Origin of the sequence: Trebonia kvetii (assembly GCF_007827045.1) — a bacterium.
GTDB classification, from domain to species: domain Bacteria; phylum Actinomycetota; class Actinomycetes; order Streptosporangiales; family Streptosporangiaceae; genus Trebonia; species Trebonia kvetii.
Window position 1 is genome coordinate 597,563 of sequence record NZ_RPFW01000006.1, and the last position, 17,396, is coordinate 614,958.

General features: G+C 68.7%; 19 protein-coding genes. 9 read left to right on the forward strand and 10 right to left on the reverse strand.

Going from position 1 to position 17,396, the window contains the following annotated elements:
* Positions 1 to 237 precede the first annotated feature (237 nt).
* Together EAS64_RS31380 and EAS64_RS31385 are read right to left on the reverse strand one after the other, a co-directional pair.
* On the reverse strand, positions 238 to 1,662 hold the full coding sequence (locus EAS64_RS31380) for an outer membrane protein assembly factor BamB family protein (protein WP_145858898.1): 1,425 nt from the start codon (positions 1,660 to 1,662) through the stop codon (positions 238 to 240).
* Positions 1,663 to 1,892: 230 nt separating this feature from the next.
* Positions 1,893 to 2,372, reverse strand: coding sequence for a VOC family protein (locus EAS64_RS31385; protein WP_246115931.1), 480 nt, complete (start codon positions 2,370 to 2,372; stop codon positions 1,893 to 1,895).
* 63 nt (positions 2,373 to 2,435) lie between these two features.
* Between EAS64_RS31385 and EAS64_RS31390 the strand changes: the two genes are divergently transcribed.
* Positions 2,436 to 3,410, forward strand: coding sequence for a helix-turn-helix transcriptional regulator (locus EAS64_RS31390; protein ID WP_145858900.1), 975 nt, complete (start codon positions 2,436 to 2,438; stop codon positions 3,408 to 3,410).
* Positions 3,411 to 3,464: 54 nt separating this feature from the next.
* Here EAS64_RS31390 and EAS64_RS31395 read toward each other — a convergent pair whose 3' ends face one another.
* From EAS64_RS31395 to EAS64_RS31405, 3 genes are all read right to left on the reverse strand, one after another.
* A complete protein-coding gene (locus EAS64_RS31395) occupies positions 3,465 to 5,012 on the reverse strand; it encodes an SDR family oxidoreductase (protein ID WP_145858901.1) in 1,548 nt (515 codons plus the stop codon).
* Positions 5,013 to 5,124: 112 nt separating this feature from the next.
* Complete coding sequence (locus EAS64_RS31400; protein WP_145858903.1) at positions 5,125 to 5,469, reverse strand: hypothetical protein; 345 nt, start codon at positions 5,467 to 5,469, stop codon at positions 5,125 to 5,127.
* Between the two features lie 202 nt (positions 5,470 to 5,671).
* A complete protein-coding gene (locus EAS64_RS31405) occupies positions 5,672 to 6,772 on the reverse strand; it encodes a fatty acid desaturase family protein (RefSeq protein ID WP_246115932.1) in 1,101 nt (366 codons plus the stop codon).
* Positions 6,773 to 6,964: 192 nt separating this feature from the next.
* Between EAS64_RS31405 and EAS64_RS31410 the strand changes: the two genes are divergently transcribed.
* Entirely contained in the window at positions 6,965 to 7,321 is a 357-nt protein-coding gene (locus tag EAS64_RS31410) for a PRC-barrel domain-containing protein (RefSeq protein ID WP_145858905.1), read from the forward strand.
* 26 nt (positions 7,322 to 7,347) lie between these two features.
* A complete protein-coding gene (locus EAS64_RS43980) occupies positions 7,348 to 7,524 on the forward strand; it encodes a hypothetical protein (protein WP_187366302.1) in 177 nt (58 codons plus the stop codon).
* A gap of 101 nt (positions 7,525 to 7,625) precedes the next feature.
* Here the strand turns inward: EAS64_RS43980 and EAS64_RS31415 are convergent, their stop codons facing one another.
* The 4 genes from EAS64_RS31415 to EAS64_RS31430 all read right to left on the reverse strand — a co-directional run bounded on the left by EAS64_RS31415 (position 7,626) and on the right by EAS64_RS31430 (position 11,113).
* On the reverse strand, positions 7,626 to 8,627 hold the full coding sequence (locus EAS64_RS31415; RefSeq protein ID WP_222849750.1) for a YihY/virulence factor BrkB family protein: 1,002 nt from the start codon (positions 8,625 to 8,627) through the stop codon (positions 7,626 to 7,628).
* 261 nt (positions 8,628 to 8,888) lie between these two features.
* Positions 8,889 to 9,758, reverse strand: coding sequence for a slipin family protein (locus EAS64_RS31420; RefSeq protein WP_222849751.1), 870 nt, complete (start codon positions 9,756 to 9,758; stop codon positions 8,889 to 8,891).
* 428 nt (positions 9,759 to 10,186) lie between these two features.
* Positions 10,187 to 10,624, reverse strand: coding sequence for an STAS domain-containing protein (locus tag EAS64_RS31425; RefSeq protein ID WP_187366303.1), 438 nt, complete (start codon positions 10,622 to 10,624; stop codon positions 10,187 to 10,189).
* A gap of 273 nt (positions 10,625 to 10,897) precedes the next feature.
* Positions 10,898 to 11,113 carry a hypothetical protein gene (locus tag EAS64_RS31430; RefSeq protein WP_145858909.1) on the reverse strand — a complete coding sequence of 72 codons (216 nt, stop codon included), beginning with the start codon at positions 11,111 to 11,113 and terminating at the stop codon, positions 10,898 to 10,900.
* A 237-nt stretch (positions 11,114 to 11,350) separates the two neighbouring features.
* Here EAS64_RS31430 and EAS64_RS31435 point away from each other — a divergent pair, with 237 nt between their 5' ends.
* The 6 genes from EAS64_RS31435 to EAS64_RS31460 all read left to right on the forward strand — a co-directional run bounded on the left by EAS64_RS31435 (position 11,351) and on the right by EAS64_RS31460 (position 16,479).
* Entirely contained in the window at positions 11,351 to 12,238 is an 888-nt protein-coding gene (locus EAS64_RS31435) for a diacylglycerol/lipid kinase family protein (RefSeq protein ID WP_187366304.1), read from the forward strand.
* Between the two features lies 1 nt (position 12,239).
* Positions 12,240 to 13,784: an HAD-IB family hydrolase gene (locus EAS64_RS31440; protein WP_187366305.1), complete on the forward strand. Its 1,545-nt coding sequence runs from the start codon at positions 12,240 to 12,242 to the stop codon at positions 13,782 to 13,784.
* A complete protein-coding gene (locus tag EAS64_RS31445; RefSeq protein ID WP_145858913.1) occupies positions 13,720 to 14,025 on the forward strand; it encodes a hypothetical protein in 306 nt (101 codons plus the stop codon). The genes EAS64_RS31440 and EAS64_RS31445 overlap by 65 nt, the downstream gene beginning before the upstream one ends.
* Before the next feature lie 176 nt (positions 14,026 to 14,201).
* Positions 14,202 to 14,897 (forward strand): aminotransferase class V-fold PLP-dependent enzyme, encoded by a 696-nt coding sequence (locus EAS64_RS31450; RefSeq protein WP_145858915.1) that lies wholly within the window; start codon positions 14,202 to 14,204, stop codon positions 14,895 to 14,897.
* 218 nt (positions 14,898 to 15,115) lie between these two features.
* Complete coding sequence (locus tag EAS64_RS31455; RefSeq protein WP_145858916.1) at positions 15,116 to 15,580, forward strand: SRPBCC family protein; 465 nt, start codon at positions 15,116 to 15,118, stop codon at positions 15,578 to 15,580.
* Positions 15,577 to 16,479: an MBL fold metallo-hydrolase gene (locus EAS64_RS31460; RefSeq protein WP_145858918.1), complete on the forward strand. Its 903-nt coding sequence runs from the start codon at positions 15,577 to 15,579 to the stop codon at positions 16,477 to 16,479. The genes EAS64_RS31455 and EAS64_RS31460 overlap by 4 nt, the downstream gene beginning before the upstream one ends.
* A gap of 205 nt (positions 16,480 to 16,684) precedes the next feature.
* Here EAS64_RS31460 and EAS64_RS31465 read toward each other — a convergent pair whose 3' ends face one another.
* Positions 16,685 to 17,215 (reverse strand): CorA family divalent cation transporter, encoded by a 531-nt coding sequence (locus EAS64_RS31465; protein WP_187366306.1) that lies wholly within the window; start codon positions 17,213 to 17,215, stop codon positions 16,685 to 16,687.
* Positions 17,216 to 17,396 lie beyond the last annotated feature (181 nt).

Here is a 17,396-nt window from a genome sequence, read left to right on the forward strand (position 1 = left end):
TTTCATGCGCCTGAGCTTGCCAGGGAACTGGCCCGGTTGCGCGGATCACGGTTTATAGGGAGAGTTCATGAGATAAGGGTGAAAAGCGTAACGTATCGGGGCATCTCAGGAAAACGTCGCTGCAGGTCAGCCGTCACGCTGCGCCAGGCACTGGCGGTGTTTGCAGTGAGCTGTGAGTTGCCATCTCATGCAGTCACTGGCGACCGAGCCGCGGAACGCGGACATTCCGTGTCCGGGTCAGGCCCCGTTGACGGCGGTGACACCGGTGATGGTGCTGACGTAGGCGGTGCCTCCGCTTAGCGCTAGCGAGGAGAAGTGCGGCAGCCCCTGGCCGATGGTTATCTGCTGCTCGACCTGGCCGGTCGCCTGGTTCAGCGCGTACAAGGTGCCCGGGCCGCCACTGTCGGAGTACTGGGTGACCCACACCGCGCCCCCGCCGACGACGGGGGTGCCGTTGCTGCCGGACGGCCCGCGCCAGAGCACCTTGATCGTCCGGGTCGCCGCGTCGACGTCGACCGCGGCCAGGCCCCCGCTGCTGCACGGCTCGTAGACCGTTGACCCGGTGACCGCGGCTGTGCCGTAGGCTTGGCAGATAGCCTGCTGCGCCAGCTGGCCGCCGACCCCACCCAGGGCGGAGGCGCTCAGCAGGTAGCCGGTGCCGCGTTTGCCCATGATGAACACCGTGCCGCCGGCAGCCAGGACCGGCTCGGTGGAGCCCAAGTCGAGGTCGTGGGCGTTGTCGTCGGCCCAGGTGCTGGGGGCGAAGAAGGCAATCCGCTGCAGGGACGGGCTTAGCTCGGTGACCGAGTCGCTGCCGTCGTAGCCGTCGCCGGCGCGGGCCGCGCCGTTACCGACCGACACCCATAGGTCGCCGTCAGGGCCGACGACCGGCCCGCCGGTCGCCCAGACGGCGCCCTTGCGGCTGGTCGGGACCTGCCAGCGGGCCAACGGGCCGTTGCCGGCCAGCGGGGCGCTGACCACCGCCCCCTGATACGGGCCGCAGTCGCCGGCCAGCCCGCCGAAGGTCGCGTAGACCCGCCCGTCGTCGATCGCCAGCGCCGGGCGCTGCTGGTTATAGGCGGGCTGATTGCTTGCGGTCGGATTGTCGAGCGCGCGGCGCAACCGGATCGTCCCGGTGGCCGCGTCCACCCCGACCAGCACGTGCTGGTAACCAGTGACCTCGGCCACCGCGTACACCAGGCCGTTGCCCGGATAGTAGACAGGGGTGCCGGTGATCCCGAGCGGGAAGATGTTGCCGCACCCGTGCAGGTCCGTCTGCGGGACCGGGGTCCCGGCGTGGGTCCGCCAGACGATCCTGCCGGTCGTCCGGCTGAGCGCGTAGATGCTGTCGTTCTCGGTCGCGGCGATCACGTCGCCGCCGATCACCAGCGGCTGGCCGTAGACCGCTCCGTCCAGGGCCGTGGTCCAGGCTGTCACGAGCTTCCCGGGGGCCGGCACGCCGGCCGCGACGCCGGTCCTGGCAGCGTTCTGATCGAATTCCGGCCAGTCTGCGCCGGTCCCCGAGGCGGTCCCGTCGCTAGGTGAGACCGTGGCGCTCCCACTGGCTGACCCGATTGGAGCGTCGCCCGGACTGCAGGCGGCGGCGAGCGCCGCCGTCGCCAAGGCGAGCACCGCGAGCCGGACATGCCCGCACAGCTTCACTCGGGGCCTCCTTTGCGACGATCGGCGGCGAGGAACTTCGCTTGGTCCTGAGTCCTTCCGAAGGCACGCGGTCACGCGTTCCCCGGGGGGCGCGAGTGCCCGTCTCCGGGGGCTGTAGAAACTACGTGTAACACCCCGGGGCCCGGAGGCGCCAGCGGCCCGCTGACGGCAACCGAGGCAACGCGGCGGTTCGGCCTGCCCCGCACCTCGCCGACTGAAGCCGAGCAGGGTCAGCGCCTGTACTTCGCCTTCGCCTCGGGGGTGACGGGGGTGAAGAGGTTGACCAGTCCGCCGTCGGGGTCGCGCAAGATCATCGACCGGTTACCCCAGGGCATGTCGGTCGGCTCCAGCACGATCTCGGGGACGGTCTGCGGGACGAGGCGCTTGACCCGCTCCCAGGCTGCGTCGACGTCGTCGACGCGCAGCTCAAGGAGGACCGAGCCGTTCTGTCCGGTCACCGGGGCGGCGTCGCCGAGCATCCCGATGGTCGCCGGGGCGCCGATGGCGATGGTCCCAGCTGGCGTTCGGAGCTCGGCGAAGACCGGGACAGGGCGGGTGGCAGGCAGGCCGGTCACCTGCTCCCAGAAGGTTGCCAGGCGCTCGACATCGTGGGTGATCACGCGGACCGAGACGAAGTCCATGACGTTCCTTTCGCTGCTGGTGGAGGCGTCGTTCGCGTTCAGGTGGCTGATGCCTCGTGTCGTGGTCATGTCATCGACGCTAGACGGGATACTGGACAGTTTCCGCCCGGTATCTCTGGAAAAATTGCTGGCATGACCAAACCCCTCGCCCGCGTTCTGGCGCTGCTCGAGATCCTCCAGGTCGGTGGCACTCGCACCCTGCGCGAGTTGTCTGAGCGGCTGGACGTGGACGAGCGCACAGTCCGGCGCTACGTCGACCACCTGCTCGACCTTGACGTGCCAGTGGAGTCAGTGCGCGGGCGGTACGGCGGCTACCGGCTCGCGCCGGGCTACCGGATGCCGCCGCTCATGCTCACCGACGACGAGGCGGTCGTTGTCCTCCTCGGCCTGGTCGGGACGCGGCGCGCGGCCTTGCAACCGGACACTGTGCTCGCCGTCGAGAGCGCGACAGCCAAGCTGCGGCGGGTGCTGCCCCGGGCGCTGGCCGGCCGGCTCGATGCCCTCGTGGCGGCAACCTCCTATGCAAGCGAGGGCCGAAGCCCGACGATCCCGGAGACGGGGGTGCTGCTCACCGTCGCCGAGGCCGCTGTCCGGCGCCGGCCGCTCGCCATTACCTATCGCGACAAGAACGACCGGTCCACCGAACGCGTGCTTGAGCCGTACCGCGTAGTCGCCCTTCGCGGGCGGTGGTACGCCACCGGGCTCGACTCGAGCAGCGGCGAGGTGCGCTCCTTCCGACTGGACCGGGTCGCGCGGGCGGTCGTTCAGGAGGGCCAATTCCCGGTGCCGGACGGGTTCGACCCGGCGGCGCACGTGCTGGAGGCGGTCTCCGGAGCGTCGTACCGGTACGCGATCTCGGTGCGAGTCCAGGGAAGCGAGCGGGCGGTACAGCGGCGGATGCCCGGATCGATCGCCCGCATCGAGCCGGCCGGCGAAGAACCCGGCTGGGTGCGGGTGCGCTGGCGGGCCGAGCGGCTCGACTGGGTTCCGTCTGTCCTTGCCGGGCTCGACCTTCCGTTCGTCATCGAGGAGCCGGACGAACTGCGCGAGCGAGTGCGAGTGCGAGCGCTGGCGGCGCGGCTCGCATCGTGGGCCGAAGCCCCGTGACAGGCGAACGAAGGCGTGCGCCGCCCGCACGGGGCGAGTCGGCTTGCCGGCTGTTTACGGTGACCTGCCACCCAATCGAAAAACGGGTAGCAGAAGCCTGAGCGTCGGCAGTGGCGTGCCGCCCGCGCTGTCGGCCCGTTCGGCGGCGGCCGTGATGTTCTGGAGCATGCCGCCGAAGACGATGCCGTGAAACGGCGAGATGGACCGCCAGTATGCATGACCGGCGAGTCCGCGCGGCTGGAAGACCGCCCGCTGACTGTAGGTGGTCAGCCCGTCGTCGTCCTGGCCGACCGACATCTCCAGCCAGGCCAGCCCAGGCAGTTTCATCTCCGCGCGCAGCCGCAGGAGCCTTCCCGGCTCGATCGCCTCCACCCGCCAGAAATCCAGCGCGTCACCGACGAGCAGATGGCTGGGGTCGCGGCGGCCACGTCGCAGTCCGACTCCGCCGGCCAGCCGGTCGAGCACCCCGCGGACGGCCCAGGCAGCGGGGAAGGAGTACCACCCGGTTTCACCGCCGATGCCCTCGATCACCCGCCACAGTGCCGCGGGCGAGGCGTGCACGATCTTGCTGCGCGCGTCGACGTACAGGGATCCGCCGGCCCATGACGGGTCGGTCGGCAGCGGGTCGCTGGGCGCGCCGGGCGTCGCGGCCGACGACCAGCGGGTGGAGACCTCCCCCTCGCGGGTGTGTCGGAGTGCGAGGGCGATGGCCTGGTCGAGAGACAGGGTTCCCCCGGGCGGGTCCGGTATGTACGCGGCGATGTCGTGCTCGGAGCAGACGACCTCGTTCCGCAGGGATTCGACGAGCGGCATGGCCAGGCTGGCGGGCACCGGCGTTACCAGCCCGACCCACAGCGACGACAGCCACGGCGTCAGCAAGGGCACTTGCACGATGATCCGCGGTGTGAGTCCGGCGACCCCGGCGTACCGGCGCATCATCTCCGCGTAGGTGACCACATCCGGGCCGCCGATGTCGAAGCGGCGGCTGACGTCGGCGGGCAGTGCGGCGCTGCCGACTAGGTAGCGCAGCACGTCATGGACGGCGATCGGTTGGATCCGGGTGCTGGCCCATTTGGGAGTGATCATGGCGGGCAGGCGCTCGGTGAGGTAGCGGAGCATCTCGAACGACGCAGATCCGCTGCCGATGATCACCGCGGCCTGCAGCGCGGCCGTCGGCACCCCGCTTGCGAGCAGGATGTCGCCGACCTCCCCCCGGGAGCGCAGGTGCGGGGACAGCCGATCGGCGGGCCCGGAGATGATGCCGCCCAGATAGACGATGCGCCGCGCTCCTGCGGCCTTCGCGGCCGCGGCGAAGATCCGTGCCGCGACGCGGTCGCGCTGTCCGAAGGATGCGCCGGTGCCGAGGGAGTGGATGAGGTAGTACGCGACGTCCACGCCCTCCATGGCGTGCCGCACCGCGCTCTCGTCCATCGCGTCGGCAACCGCGATCTCCACCTCGTCCGACCACGGCCGGTCGCTGAGCTTCCCCGGATCGCGCGCCATGCACCGCACCGCGTACCCCGCGCTCAGCAGCTCCGGAACGAGCCGCCCTCCGATGTACCCGGACGCACCGGTAACAAGACAGCGCAATCGTCGCGACATAACGGTAGTGTTACACGGCCTATCTTGAGCTGCTCATACAGGCAGGACGGCCGCCATCGCAACTCCGCCCGCCCGGGGCTGCGGGGGAGCTGCTGTGACTGTCCCTCGCTGGTTAGCTGTTGTCGCCGGTGCTGAAGAATGTGGCGAAGCTGCCTGCGACTGCGGTGATGACGAAGATGGCCCATGCTTCGAGGCCGACGTCGATAATCTTTCCGGCTGTCGTGAGCGGGTTAGTCATGCTGGATGAAACGGACAGCAGCTGGACGGAGCAGAAGAATGCGGCGTCACCGAGTCCGTGGATGTCGCCGCCTTTCTGCCCGGTTTCGAATACCCAGATGAGCACGGTGCCGACGGCGAAGACCATGATTGACAGCCCGAGCGCGATCAGTAGCCGGGCGAGCAGCCGGCGGTGCCGCTCCCCGAGGGTGAAGAGCCTGGCCAGTTCTTCTCGTATCACAGCGGAGTCTCCCTTCGGCCCGGCACGGCTGCGCGCCAGGGGTGTCCGGTGGCGGCCCGGCGGCCCGGCGGGGGAAGGTCGCGGCCGAACTGGCCTGGGATGCGGCGCCGTGGGAAGCCGCCTTTGCCACTGCCCTGGTTGGCGGTCCCGAACCGCGGTGAGGGGAGAGGTCTGGCAGGGTTTGGTGGTTGCCTGTAGCGGCTCAGGCGGGGACTTCGACGGGTGACCCTGGCCGGGTGAGCTTGCCGACCGTGTTGAGGTGCCGGAGCGCCTGGGCGTACGAGCCAAGCAGGGTGGCCTCGCAGTACGGCAGCCCGCGCTCGGCGCAGAACGCCGCGACGAGCGGCTGGGCGCGTCGCAGGCTCGGCCGGGGCATGGAAGGGAACAGATGATGCTCGATCTGGTAGTTCAGTCCCCCGAGAGCGAAGTCGGTGAGCGGACCGCCGCGGACATTGCGGGACGTGAGCACCTGCCGGCGCAGGAAGCCGGTCTTGTCGTCGGCGTCGAGCACTGGCATTCCCTTGTGGTTCGGCGCAAAGGAGCAGCCCAGGTAGAACCCGAACAGTCCCTGCTGCACCAGGATGAAAAGCACGGCCCGGACGGGGGACAGGACCAGGAACACGGCGCAGAGGTACGCGCTGAGGTGAAATGCAAGCAGTCCGGCCTCCCATGCCCAGTGGCGGCCGTTTGCCCGTCGGCTCATCCCGGGCTGGGTCGCCTGCTGGAGCAGCGCACGGATGCTGGCCCCGTGCAGGCTGGCCGCCTCGAGGAACAGCATGGGAACCAGCAAGTACGCCTGATAGCGAAACAGGACCAGCTGCAGCCCGCGGCCGGCCTGCGCGCGGGTTCCGGAGAAGGCGAGCGCCCCGATCATGACGTCCGGGTCGACGCCCTCGGTGTTGGGATGCGCGTGATGCCGGTTGTGCTTGCCGGTCCACCAGCCGTAACTCAGCCCGATCCCCAGATTGCCGCACAGCACGCCGAGAACGTAGTTGGCGCGCCGCGTGGCGAAAACCTGCCGGTGCCCGGCGTCATGCCCGAGGAAGCCGACCTGGGCGAAGACGGCCGCCAGGAAAACTGCGCTGCCAAGCTGCCACCACGAGTCGCCGATCAGGGCAAACGCCGACCAGCCAATCGCCAGCGCCACGGCGGTGAGCGTGATCTTCCACGCGTAATAGCGGCGCCGGGGAGCCAGCAGACCCGCATGCTGGACCTGCCGCGACAACATCGCGTACTCGCTGCCGCGCGCGGCAGGCTGGGAAAGGGGGCAGGGCTCAGCTCCGGACAGGGGGACAGCTGCCACGCAGGGACTCCTCGAGCGTTGGAGGCGGCCAGATGACCGCGAAGCCGCCCGAGGTCCAGGGACGGCGCGGCAAAGGATTGCCGCACTCCCTACTATCCCACGATGCCTGCCTCAAACGCGACTGTCAGGTCCAGCAGCCGACTGCTAGCTGGGCAGTGGAGTAGCAGCGGAGTCCGTGGGCAGTGGACCAGCATGTTCGAAGCTGTTGACATCAGGGAATGGCGGGGTCACGACGTTGTCGATGCCCAAGGCCGCAAGATCGGCGCGCTTGAGGCCGTCTACGTTGACACGGCCACCGACCGGCCATCGTTCGGCACTGTCACGGTCGGAATGCCGACCCGGCACCGGCTCGTATTCGTGCCCCTGGACCACGCCACCGTGGGACCCGGGTACCTCAAGGTCACCTATGACAAGAAGCTGGTGAGGGATGCGCCGTCGATCGGCACCGACGGAGAGCTGCCCGCCGGCGATGAAGAGGCGATCTTCAACCATTACGACCTGGCCTACCAGCCAGGCGCCGGCGGAGAACGGCGGCTGGCACGCCGCTGACCCGCCCGGCTGAGCGGAGGCTCACCATGATTGCACTGTTCCTGCTGCTGGTACTCATCGCGATCGTGCTCGGCATCGTCGGCGTCGTCGCGAAAGGCCTGCTCTACCTGCTGATCATCGGCATCGTCGTGTTCCTCTGCGCCCTCCTCCTCGGCGCCCTGCGGATGCGCCGCCGCCGCCCCGGCACGCACCCCGCCAGATAACGTTCAAGCTGGTCCCCGGCGGGCGCGGCTCTCCGGGATCAGGGCGAGGCAAGCCGGGCAGCTGCGCCAGGCCCTGCGGGCCGCAGCGGTACCATTCATGGTCACGGTTTCGCGGATCCGGGGTGCTGGCGCTCGCCGAAGCTCACGTCGATGCTCTCGAAGCTCTTATGCCGTTCGGTCTTCGCGTAGGAGGTGTAGGCACGCCGGTCCGCGGCGGTGAGGTCCGGGTTGTCGGTGAACGGCGCGAGCAGGCTGCGCGGCCATAGCTGCCCGGCGCGCACTGCGTTGTATTCCGCGCAGATCACTGTGGTGACCGCGCCGAGGTAGATCCAGGCGAGCGTGCCCAGGACGAGCGCGAACAGCCCGTAGGTGGCGGTGGCGCCTTTGAGCTCGCGCCCAAGCAGCAGCGTGCCGGCCCACTGCAGGGCCTGCCAGGTCACCGCAGCGGCGACCGCCCCGGCGCGGATCTGACCGATACTGACAGGGCGTGCGGTCAGCAGCCGGAACGCCACCATGAACAGCGTCATGTTCAGCGCGACCGCCGCCGCGGTCGCCAGCACCCGGACGCTGCCGCCCAGGCTGGCGCCGTAGGCGTCCGCGGCGGCGCCCAGTGCGGACAGCACCGTGGTGACGATGACGCTGACGCCGCCGAAGGCCAGCAGCAGCAGGCTCCGCAGCCGGGCCCTGACCGGGTTCGGGCGGGAGTCGCGCGGCACTCCCCACACCTTGTTCAGCGTGTTCTGGACGGCCTGGACGATGCCAAGGCCGCCGTAGACGCAGCCCAGTATGCCGATGACCAGGCCTGCCGTGCTCCCGTGGAAGGACCGGATGTTCCCCGTGATCTGACCGCCGATCACGGGGAACTGGGCCAGCGCTGAATCCAGCACGTCGCGCTGCAGATGTGGGTTGCCGTGCAGCGCGTATCCCAGGATCGTGGCCAGGAGCAGCAGCAGCGGGAACGCCGCCACGAACCCGTAGTAGGTGATCTGCGCGGCGAGGTAGGTGCCCTGATCGTCGGCGAACTTGTACAGCACCGCCACCGGCAGCCCGGCCCAGGGGTGGCGCCGCTGGTAGGCATCGGCCCGGCTCACCATGCTCATCATGGCTCCTTGATGCTTTGTCCTGATTGGTCCGACGGGCAGCTGTCGGCGCCGGTGCCCGGGCCCTTGCCAGCTAAGCATGCCCGGCCGGCTTAGCCGGCCGGGCTGGGGTTGCCCGCGCTCCAGATTTCCGCGGGCCCAGGCCGCATCACAAGGGCTGGCGGGAAGTTCCGCGGTCGTCAGGCAGGTGCCCGGAAGCTGGGCGGGCTCCTTCGTGTCCTGGATGAGGGCCGCTGGCGCCCGGCCGGCCGTATGCCGTAATGCCTAGCTGGGCCCGGCGCTTCCGTTCAGGACGGTCCCGCTGGCGGCCGTGACGGGGGCCGACCTGGTGCTGTCGGCGGGCGGGAGGGCGGGGGTGGCGGCGGCTTGCTCGCGGGCGATGAAGGCGCCGAGCTCGGCGATGGTGGTCATCAGCGGGGCGGGGAACACCACGGTGGTGTTCTTGTCTACGCCGATCTCGACCAGGCTCTGCAGGTTGCGCAGCTGCAGGGCCAGCGGGTGGGCCATCATCGTGTCGGACGCTTCCCCAAGCGCGGCGGCGGCCAGGGACTCGCCCTCGGCGTTGATGATCTTCGCGCGCTTCTCCCGCTCGGCCTCGGCCTGCCTGGCCATCGCGCGCTTCATGCTCTCTGGGAGCTGGATGTCCTTCAGCTCGACCAGGGTCACCTCCACGCCCCAGGACACGGTGGACACGTCGAGGATCTTGCGGATGTCCAGGTTGATCTTGTCGGTCTCCGACAGCGTCTGGTCCAGCGTGTGCTGGCCGACGACCTTCCGCAGCGTGGTCTGCGCGATCTGGTTGATCGCTGCGTTCACGTTCTCGATCGCGACGACGGACTTCACCGCGTCGGTCACCCGGAAGTAGGCGACCGCCGACACGTCAACGCTGACGTTGTCCCTGGTGATGATGCCCTGCGACTGGATCGGCATCGTCACGATCCGCAGCGACACCCGGTGCAGCACGTCGACGAACGGGATGATCAGCCGGAACCCGGGATCCCGCGGGCCCTGCACGCGCCCCAGCCGGAACAGCACCCCCTGCTCGTACTGCTTGACAATCCTCGCCGCCATCGCCAGCCCCAGCAGGGCCAGCGCCGCGACAACGACGATAACGATAATGAGGATCTCCATCATGTGCCTCTATTCAGTTATCAGGATGAGTTACGTGGCCGGGTCAGCGCGCTCGTGAACGGGCGACGGCCTGACCGGGAAATGACCCGGCGATGACGTGCCTGATCGGGCCCTTTTGGTTACCGGAATGACTGGCCTACGCGCTAACAGGTCATTCCCGCAGGACAAGCCTGGTCTGGTGCGTGTTACCCGCCGGCTGCAGCCCTCGTGCGCGGCCCAGGGCATAAAAAAACCCGGGCCCTGTAACGCCACCGCAGATTTTGCGGGTGAATCTGCCAGGGACCGGAGCTCAGTTTTTACATTACACGCCTTTCCAGCAAAGAGATATCCAGCGGTGCCTCGGGTGGCATCGCCCCCAGGCTTGCCGGGGCGATGCGCCGGCCTGGCCGTGGCGGGATCCGGCCGGGATCAGCCGACCGGTTTCCGGCACGCTACCCCAGGACGGCCGCCCACCAGGCCGTCATCCAGAACCGGGCACCTGACAGCGCCGCTCTCCCGGATCGTATGGTGTCAACCGCACGCCGCCGGGCATCGCGCCCCCCGGCGCTGTCCGCGGCGGCGGCCAGGCTGGCATGGACACCGGGTACGCCCAGCACGGTCAGCAGCCGCAGCACCGGCCCGTGCGGCGCGGCGAGCAGCACATCTCCGCCAGCCCGCCGGGCCGCCTCGCGCACCCCAAGCAGCGCGCCGACGGCATGGCAGTCGATGAAGTCCAGGGTTTCCAGGTCGATGATCAGCTGCTGGCCGCCCGCTATCAGGGCTGCCACCGCAGCGGCGGTGTCTTCGGCGCTCCTGGTATCCAGCTCTCCACGCAGCACCACTACGGCACAACCGCGGTACACGCGGGTCCACAGCTTAACGTTGCTCATGGGCGGACGCCTCCAGCCGGCACAGCCAGGCGGGATCTCGACCCAGCGAGCAATTGCTCGCACCATTAACTCTACTTCGCGGCTGGTCTCGGCGCCATCCTCGGACGGCTGCTCGGATTCGGCAGGCGCGGAATCATCCAGGTCGCGACGTCGGCACAGTAGATGACGGCGTTCTTCCACCGGAGATCGCTGGTGGCCTTGTCTGCCTTGCGGCACCAGCTGCGCGCGTTCGAGTCCGCATAACGCCGTCGCCGCTGTCGAGTTCGTGACGGGTTAGCGTCCTGCCTTGCGCCGGTCTTTCACACGGGCCGCCCGCCGGGACGCGCCGGTGACCGCGGAGTCGGCTTGGCGTAGCGCCTTCGCTGTCCGGGTGGACGGATTACGGCGCTTGGCCGCCAGCGCCAGGCGATGGACGACCGCCCGGGTCAGCGGCAGGGCGATGGTCAGCAGCAGCCACAGACGCAGGCGCCTGGAGAAAAATGCCCACATGCCTAATGGTCCCTTCGTCGTCCTGTGAGGTCCCCCTGCGTTACCCGGGTTGTTGCCGGCTAATCGTCATCGTGCGGCGGCCAGCGGTAGCCGCCGGTCACCCAGAACGGGTGCGGCTTGCTGTGTTCCGCACGCCGGATCGCGAGTGCGGGGCTGGCAATGAGCAAATAAGGGACGGACAAGCAGAGTGAACCGGTTCACCATGGGCAGCTAGGGCTCATGCCAGATGCTGCTCCGGTGAGCCGTGCCGCGGTCGTGGTGAACCCGACCAAATTGGATGACCAAGAGACCTTCCGCAAGTCTGTCCGCCGGGTCATGGAGGATCACGGCTGGGACGAGCCGCTCTGGCTGGAGACGACGCCGGAGGATCCCGGTCGTGGCCAGGCCGAGTCGGCCGTGTCCGCCGGGGTCGGCCTCGTGCTCGCCTGCGGCGGCGACGGGACGGTCACCGCGTGCGCGGAGGGCGTCGCCGACACCGGGGTGCCCCTGGCGATCATCCCGATGGGGACCGGCAACCTGCTTGCCCGCAATATCGGCCTGCCGACGGGCCTTGACGAGGCGCTCGCGGTCGCGCTCGACGGCGTGCAGCAGCCGATTGACGCGGGCCGGGTGAACGGCACGCTGTTCGTCGTGATGGCGGGTTTGGGCCTGGATGCCGAAATGCTGAGGGGCGCGAGCGATCCGCTCAAGAAGCGGCTTGGCTGGTTCGCCTACGCGATCTCGGCCGCCCGTCACCTGGGCGACCGGCCGGTGCGGGTGACCGTCAGCGCCGACGGCGGCCGGCGCCGCCGGATGCGGGCAAGCACGTTGGTTGTCGGCAACGTGGGCTGGTTGCGCGGCGGGCTTCCGCTGCTGCCTGACGCACGGCCCGACGACGGGATGCTTGACGCTGTCGTGCTGATCGCCGGCGGACCTGCAAGGTGGCTGGCGGTGGCCGCCGCCATCGTGCTGCGCCGTCAGGCCCACGGCAAGATCTACCGGGTGAAGTTCACCGAGCTGCAGGTGTGGCTGGACCACGAGCAGGCGTGGGAACTGGACGGCGAGCTCATGGGATCGAGCCGTCAGCTCACGGTGGTGGCTCAGCCAGGTGCCCTGCTGCTGCGGATGCCGCCAGAGTCAGCCTGACGTGAGCGGCACGAACGATGCTTACCCGCCGCCGAGGCTTCCCGGGCCGACGGCGGAAGTCGACGCGGGTCCTGAGGGCCCGGAAGTCGGCGCGTTCTTCGACCTGGACGGGACGCTGGTCGCCGGGTACACCGCCGCGGCCCAGACGAGGGACCGGCTGCGCCGCCGGGATCTGCGGGTGGTCGAGTTCCTGACGATCGTGGAGCTAGCGGTGCAGTTCCGGCTCGGCAGGCGCGCATTCGAGACCCTGATTGAAAGCAGCGCCCTTACCGTCAAGGGACGACTGGCGCGAGAGGTCGACGAGAGGGGGGAGCACATCTTCCGTCACTCCGTGGCAGACCTGATCTACCCGGAAATGCGCGAACTCGTCCGGGCCCATCAGCGCCGCGGCCATACCGTGGTGCTGAGCTCGTCGGCGCTGACCAATCAGGTGGCGCCGGTGGCGCGCTACCTCGGCATCGACTACATCGTGTGCAACCAGCTCGTGGCGGACGGGCAGGGGCTACTGACCGGCGAGATCGAGCAGCCCGTGGTGTGGGGCCCAACCAAGGCAAGCGGCGTGCAGCAGTTCGCCGCCGATCATCAGGTTGACCTGGGGTTGAGTTACTTCTACGCGGACGGCGACGAAGACCTCAGCCTTATGCGCCTGGTCGGCCATCCACGGCCGGTCAACCCGGGACCCATGCTAGCGAAGGTCGCCGCCAGCCGCGGCTGGCCCATCATGCGGTTCCGCAGCCGGGGCAGCGGCGGCCCGCTCGGGGTGGCCCGCCGGCTGGCCAGCGTCAGCTCCCTCGGCCCGCTGGCCGCCGTCGCGCTAGGCGTGGGGCTGGCCCGGCGCAACAAGCGCGCCGGGATCAACTTCCTCACCAGGTTCTGGCCGGGCACGGTCCTCGCGCTGAACGGCGTCAGGCTTAACGTGACGGGCGCGGAGCACCTCACCGAGCGGCCCGCGGTCTTCCTGTTCAACTTCCGCAGCAATGTGGACGTGTTCCTCGTGGCCGCGCTTGTCAAGGACAACTGGACCGGGATCGCCACGAAGGAGATGGGCAGCAGCCATGTGTTCGGCCAGCTCGGGAGGCTGCTCGATGTCGCGTTCGTTGACCGCGAGCACCCAGGAACGGCCGCCGCGCTCAGGCCACTTGAGGCGGCCGCGCGCAAGGGGCTGTCAATCCTGATCGCCCCGGAAGGAACCCGCCTTGATACCGAGTCGGTCGGCCCGTTCAAGAGGGGGGCCTTTCTCATCGCCATGGCGGCCGGACTGCCGGTCGTCCCGATCGTGATCAGGAACTCCGAGTCGGTGGCGGGCAGAAACACAGCGAAGCTCAATCCGGGTACTGTCGACATCGCCGTGCTGCCGCCCGTCAGTGTCGCGGGCTGGACACCGCGGAACATGCGGGAACGGATCGCGCAGGTCCGGACGGCCTACCTGGAAACCCTGGCCGAATGGCCTGCCCAGCGGCCCGAAGGAAGGGAGACCGAGGATGCCGGCAACGCTCAAGGTGACGCACAAGGCAATCGGCGTGGAGGTCCGCCGCGGCACGTATGACGTCGTGGTCGACGGCGAGCGAGCCGGGTCGGTCGCATTGCATGGCACGTTCGGGACTCCAGTCGAACCCGGGCGTCACACCCTGAAAATCCGCAACGGACGGAACTCGAGCAGGACCGCCACCTTCGACGCGGAGGAGGGCCAGGTCATCGCCTTCCGGTGCAGCGGAAAGAACATCCTGCCGATCTTTCTCCTGTCGTTCGTCATGCCGTCCCTGGCGATCTCGCTCAGGCGCGAGTAACCCGCGACGCTACCTGGCCGCGAACGCCTGCATGTGGAAGGCCGACCGCCAACGGCACTCTTATGGGTGATGGCTGAGCCTGGCCCGAACAGGCCATCTGCCGCGGCGGGGTAAATCTGGCCCGTAAGGGCGAAGCGACCGCGCCGCGCCTCCGGATACCCCTGGCGCAGGCCCGCATGGCCAGCCTGCACAACCAGGCACAGCGTGACAGCCTGGCCCGCGCCGTGCGCTTTTCCATGGTCAAGCCCGACTTCGTGCCGGTCAGCTGGTACAAGGTGTTCGGCTACCCGACCGGCGTCGGCTGCCTGATCGCGCGGCGGGAGGCGCTGCAGCGCCTGCGGCGTCCCTGGTTCGCCGGCGGGTCGGTTTACCTCGCGAGCGCGCTGGCCGGCTGGTGCACGCCGGCCGCGGACGAGGCCCGGTTCGAGGACGGCACGCTCAGCTTCCTGCAGATACCCGACCTGGAGGCTGGGCTGTCGTGGATCAACGGCATCGGGATCGACCTGATCCATCAGCGGGTGATGTGCCTGACCGGCTGGCTCCTGGACCGGCTCGCTGCCCTGCGACACCGCAACGGCGAGCCGATGGCGCGGATCTACGCGATCCGCACCGGATGCTTTTGCAACCCGGGCGCCGTCGAAGCTGCGTTTAACCTGACCAGAGCAGACTGGCGCAGAGCGCTGCGCGGAACCGCCCGCACGACGGATCAGTACCTTGAGCTGCTCGGCATGCCAAGCGGCGGGTCGCTGCGCGCCTCGTTGGGTCTGGCTTCCAATGTCGACGACGTGGAGCGGCTCCTGGCATTCGTCCAGGCCACCTACCGTGATCGTGTGGTGCGCCCCGGCGGCCTGGCACCCCGAAAGGGCTGCTGAGCCGCCGGGTTTACCCGCCTACCTCAGTGGTTAGGGTGAGGTTTAGTTGTTCGCGGGGCAGCGGTACGGCCACCAGAGGCGAGCAGAGCTGCCGGTTCACGGCGCGGCCAATGAGGCGACGCTCTCGCTGAATCGGCACCGGGCGATTGCAGCGCTCGCAGCGGGCCAGGTCGCCGGAGGATTCCTGTTCATCCCGAACCCCGGTTGGAGAGCACTCCATGCCCACGATCCACCTGCACGAGACCACCATCGCCACGCCTGAGCAGTTCCTCGCCGGGCTCACCGACTTCGGGCCAGACCGCTCGAAGATATGGGGTAACAGCACCGACGACTGCCTCAAGGTGCATGACGAGGGCCCCACCGAGGCCGACGTCACCGAGGGCTCCCGCAGCATCTGGGAAACCCTGCACTACGACTGGTCCGATCCCCGCCGCATCACCCTGACCACCACCGACTCGAATGTGTGGGGCGGCCACTCGGGCCATACCTACACCCTGACCCCGCAGCCCGACGGGACGACCGAGGTGGACGCCGTCATAGTCCGCGAGGGCAAGAACCTGAAGGGACGGCTCCTCGGGATCGTGGTCGGAACCGGGGGCAAGCGCGTCCTGGGCAAGGCTCTGGAGAATACCGTCAAGGCCATCGAAGACCGGAACTACCGCACGCAGGCGGGAGATCTGTGAACTCGGCAGGGAGCCTCGGCTACGACGTCTTCGTCAACGACCCGCCGCCACAGGACAACGGCTTCCTGCCCAACGGGGAACCCAAGCAGTTCTCTCCCCAGGCCAGCACGCTGATCTACGGGAGCGACCGCGCGGTGCTGACCGATCCGGGTATGACTGAGGATCAGGCGCGGGCGGTCGGCGACTGGGTCGCAGGAAAGGGACGCGACCTGAGCGACATTTTCGTCACCCACGGGCACGGCGATCACTGGTTCGCCGCCGGACTGCTGGCCGACAGGTTCGGGGCCCGGGTCGTCGCCTCCGCGGGCACGATCGAGCAGATGCACGCCAGCGTCGCCACGCGCCCACTGCTCTGGGACAAGGTGTACCCCGGCGGGATGATCCCGCCGTCCCCGATCACGGCCGTGACCGTCCCGGCCAATCAGTTCGAGGTGGAGGGACATGAACTGAGGATCGTTGAGGTCGGCGATAGCGACTCCGCCGACAGCAGCGTTCTGCACGTCCCCGAGCTCGACCTGGTTGTCGCCGGTGACGTGATCTACAACGGGGTTCACATGTACCTCGCTCAAAGCGTGGTCGCGGGCGGCTTCGGGCCCTGGCAAGCGGCGATCGACAAGGTCGAGGCCCTCCGGCCGCGGCATATTGTCTGCGGGCACCAGAACAAGCTGCTCGACGACGACGCTGGGCGGACGATCGCGCAAACGCGTCAGTACCTGGATCACGCCGACGAGCTTTTGCGGATCGAGGACACCGCGGTCGGCTTCTTCAACGCCATGGTCCAGCGGTACCCAAACCACCTCGGGCGATGGGTGCTATGGGTGGGAGCCAGCGCGATCTACGGTGTGCGCGACCATCCCGACGAGGATGTCCGCCGGATCATCGTCAGTTCCTGGCTTTAAGCTCGCCTGTCATTACCTCCAGCCGCGACGGCTGAGCATGAAGATGATCACCGCGACGCAAGCCACGCTCAGTCCCACACCGAGGGTCAGGAACGCCGGCCATCCCTTTTCGATGCTGCCGGTGAGCACGTCGAAGTTCTGTCCCAGAAGCCAGCAAGGAAGGAGACGGGCAGGAAAATGGTGGCCACGTCCGCGAGTCGGCGGCTCACGACCGCCGTGTGCTTGCTGGCGAGCGAGGCTCCTGGTCGTCGGGATTGTGCAGCACCCGCTGCTCGAGCCCGTCCAGCTGTTCACCTAGCTGCAGGGCTAGTGCCGAGAACTGGGTGTACAGCGAGCTGATTAACGGGTGCAGTGCCCGGATCGGGTCGCTTCCGGGCTGCGGCCGGACCGAGCCTGCCTGGCGCAGGGCGTCAAGGGCGGGACTCGGCGCGCGGCGCAGCGTGATCAGGAATCCGGTGGTGTAGTAGCAGTGCACTTCCACGGGCTCGCGCAGTTGCTTGTCGAGGCCGAAGCCGATGAGCATGACTCCGTTCCCGTAGACCCGCAGCTTTGCGCGCTGGCCGAACTGCTTTGAGTTCGCGACCGCCAGCGGGTGCAGCCCCAGGCGGGTGGCGAGCTGGTCAATGATCTCGTCGGTCGGGTTCTCGATGTCGAGCCAGAAAGGCTGGCCCTCCTCCGCATAGGAGTCATTCCACCAGGCAGGGTCGCCAGCGGAAACGGCGACGTCGGCTCTCACGACAGTGGCCGGGGCTATACGGTGTTCGGCGCTGCGCCGGGCCGGGCGGGTCGCCACGGCCGGGGTCGTGGTTAGGCCAGGCGGCTGGACACAGATTCTCTGAGCTGGCTATGCCGGGCGTCAGCGCGGCCATACCCGGGTAGTCAACGGGGAAGGCAGGCCGCTGCCACAGAAAGTTGGC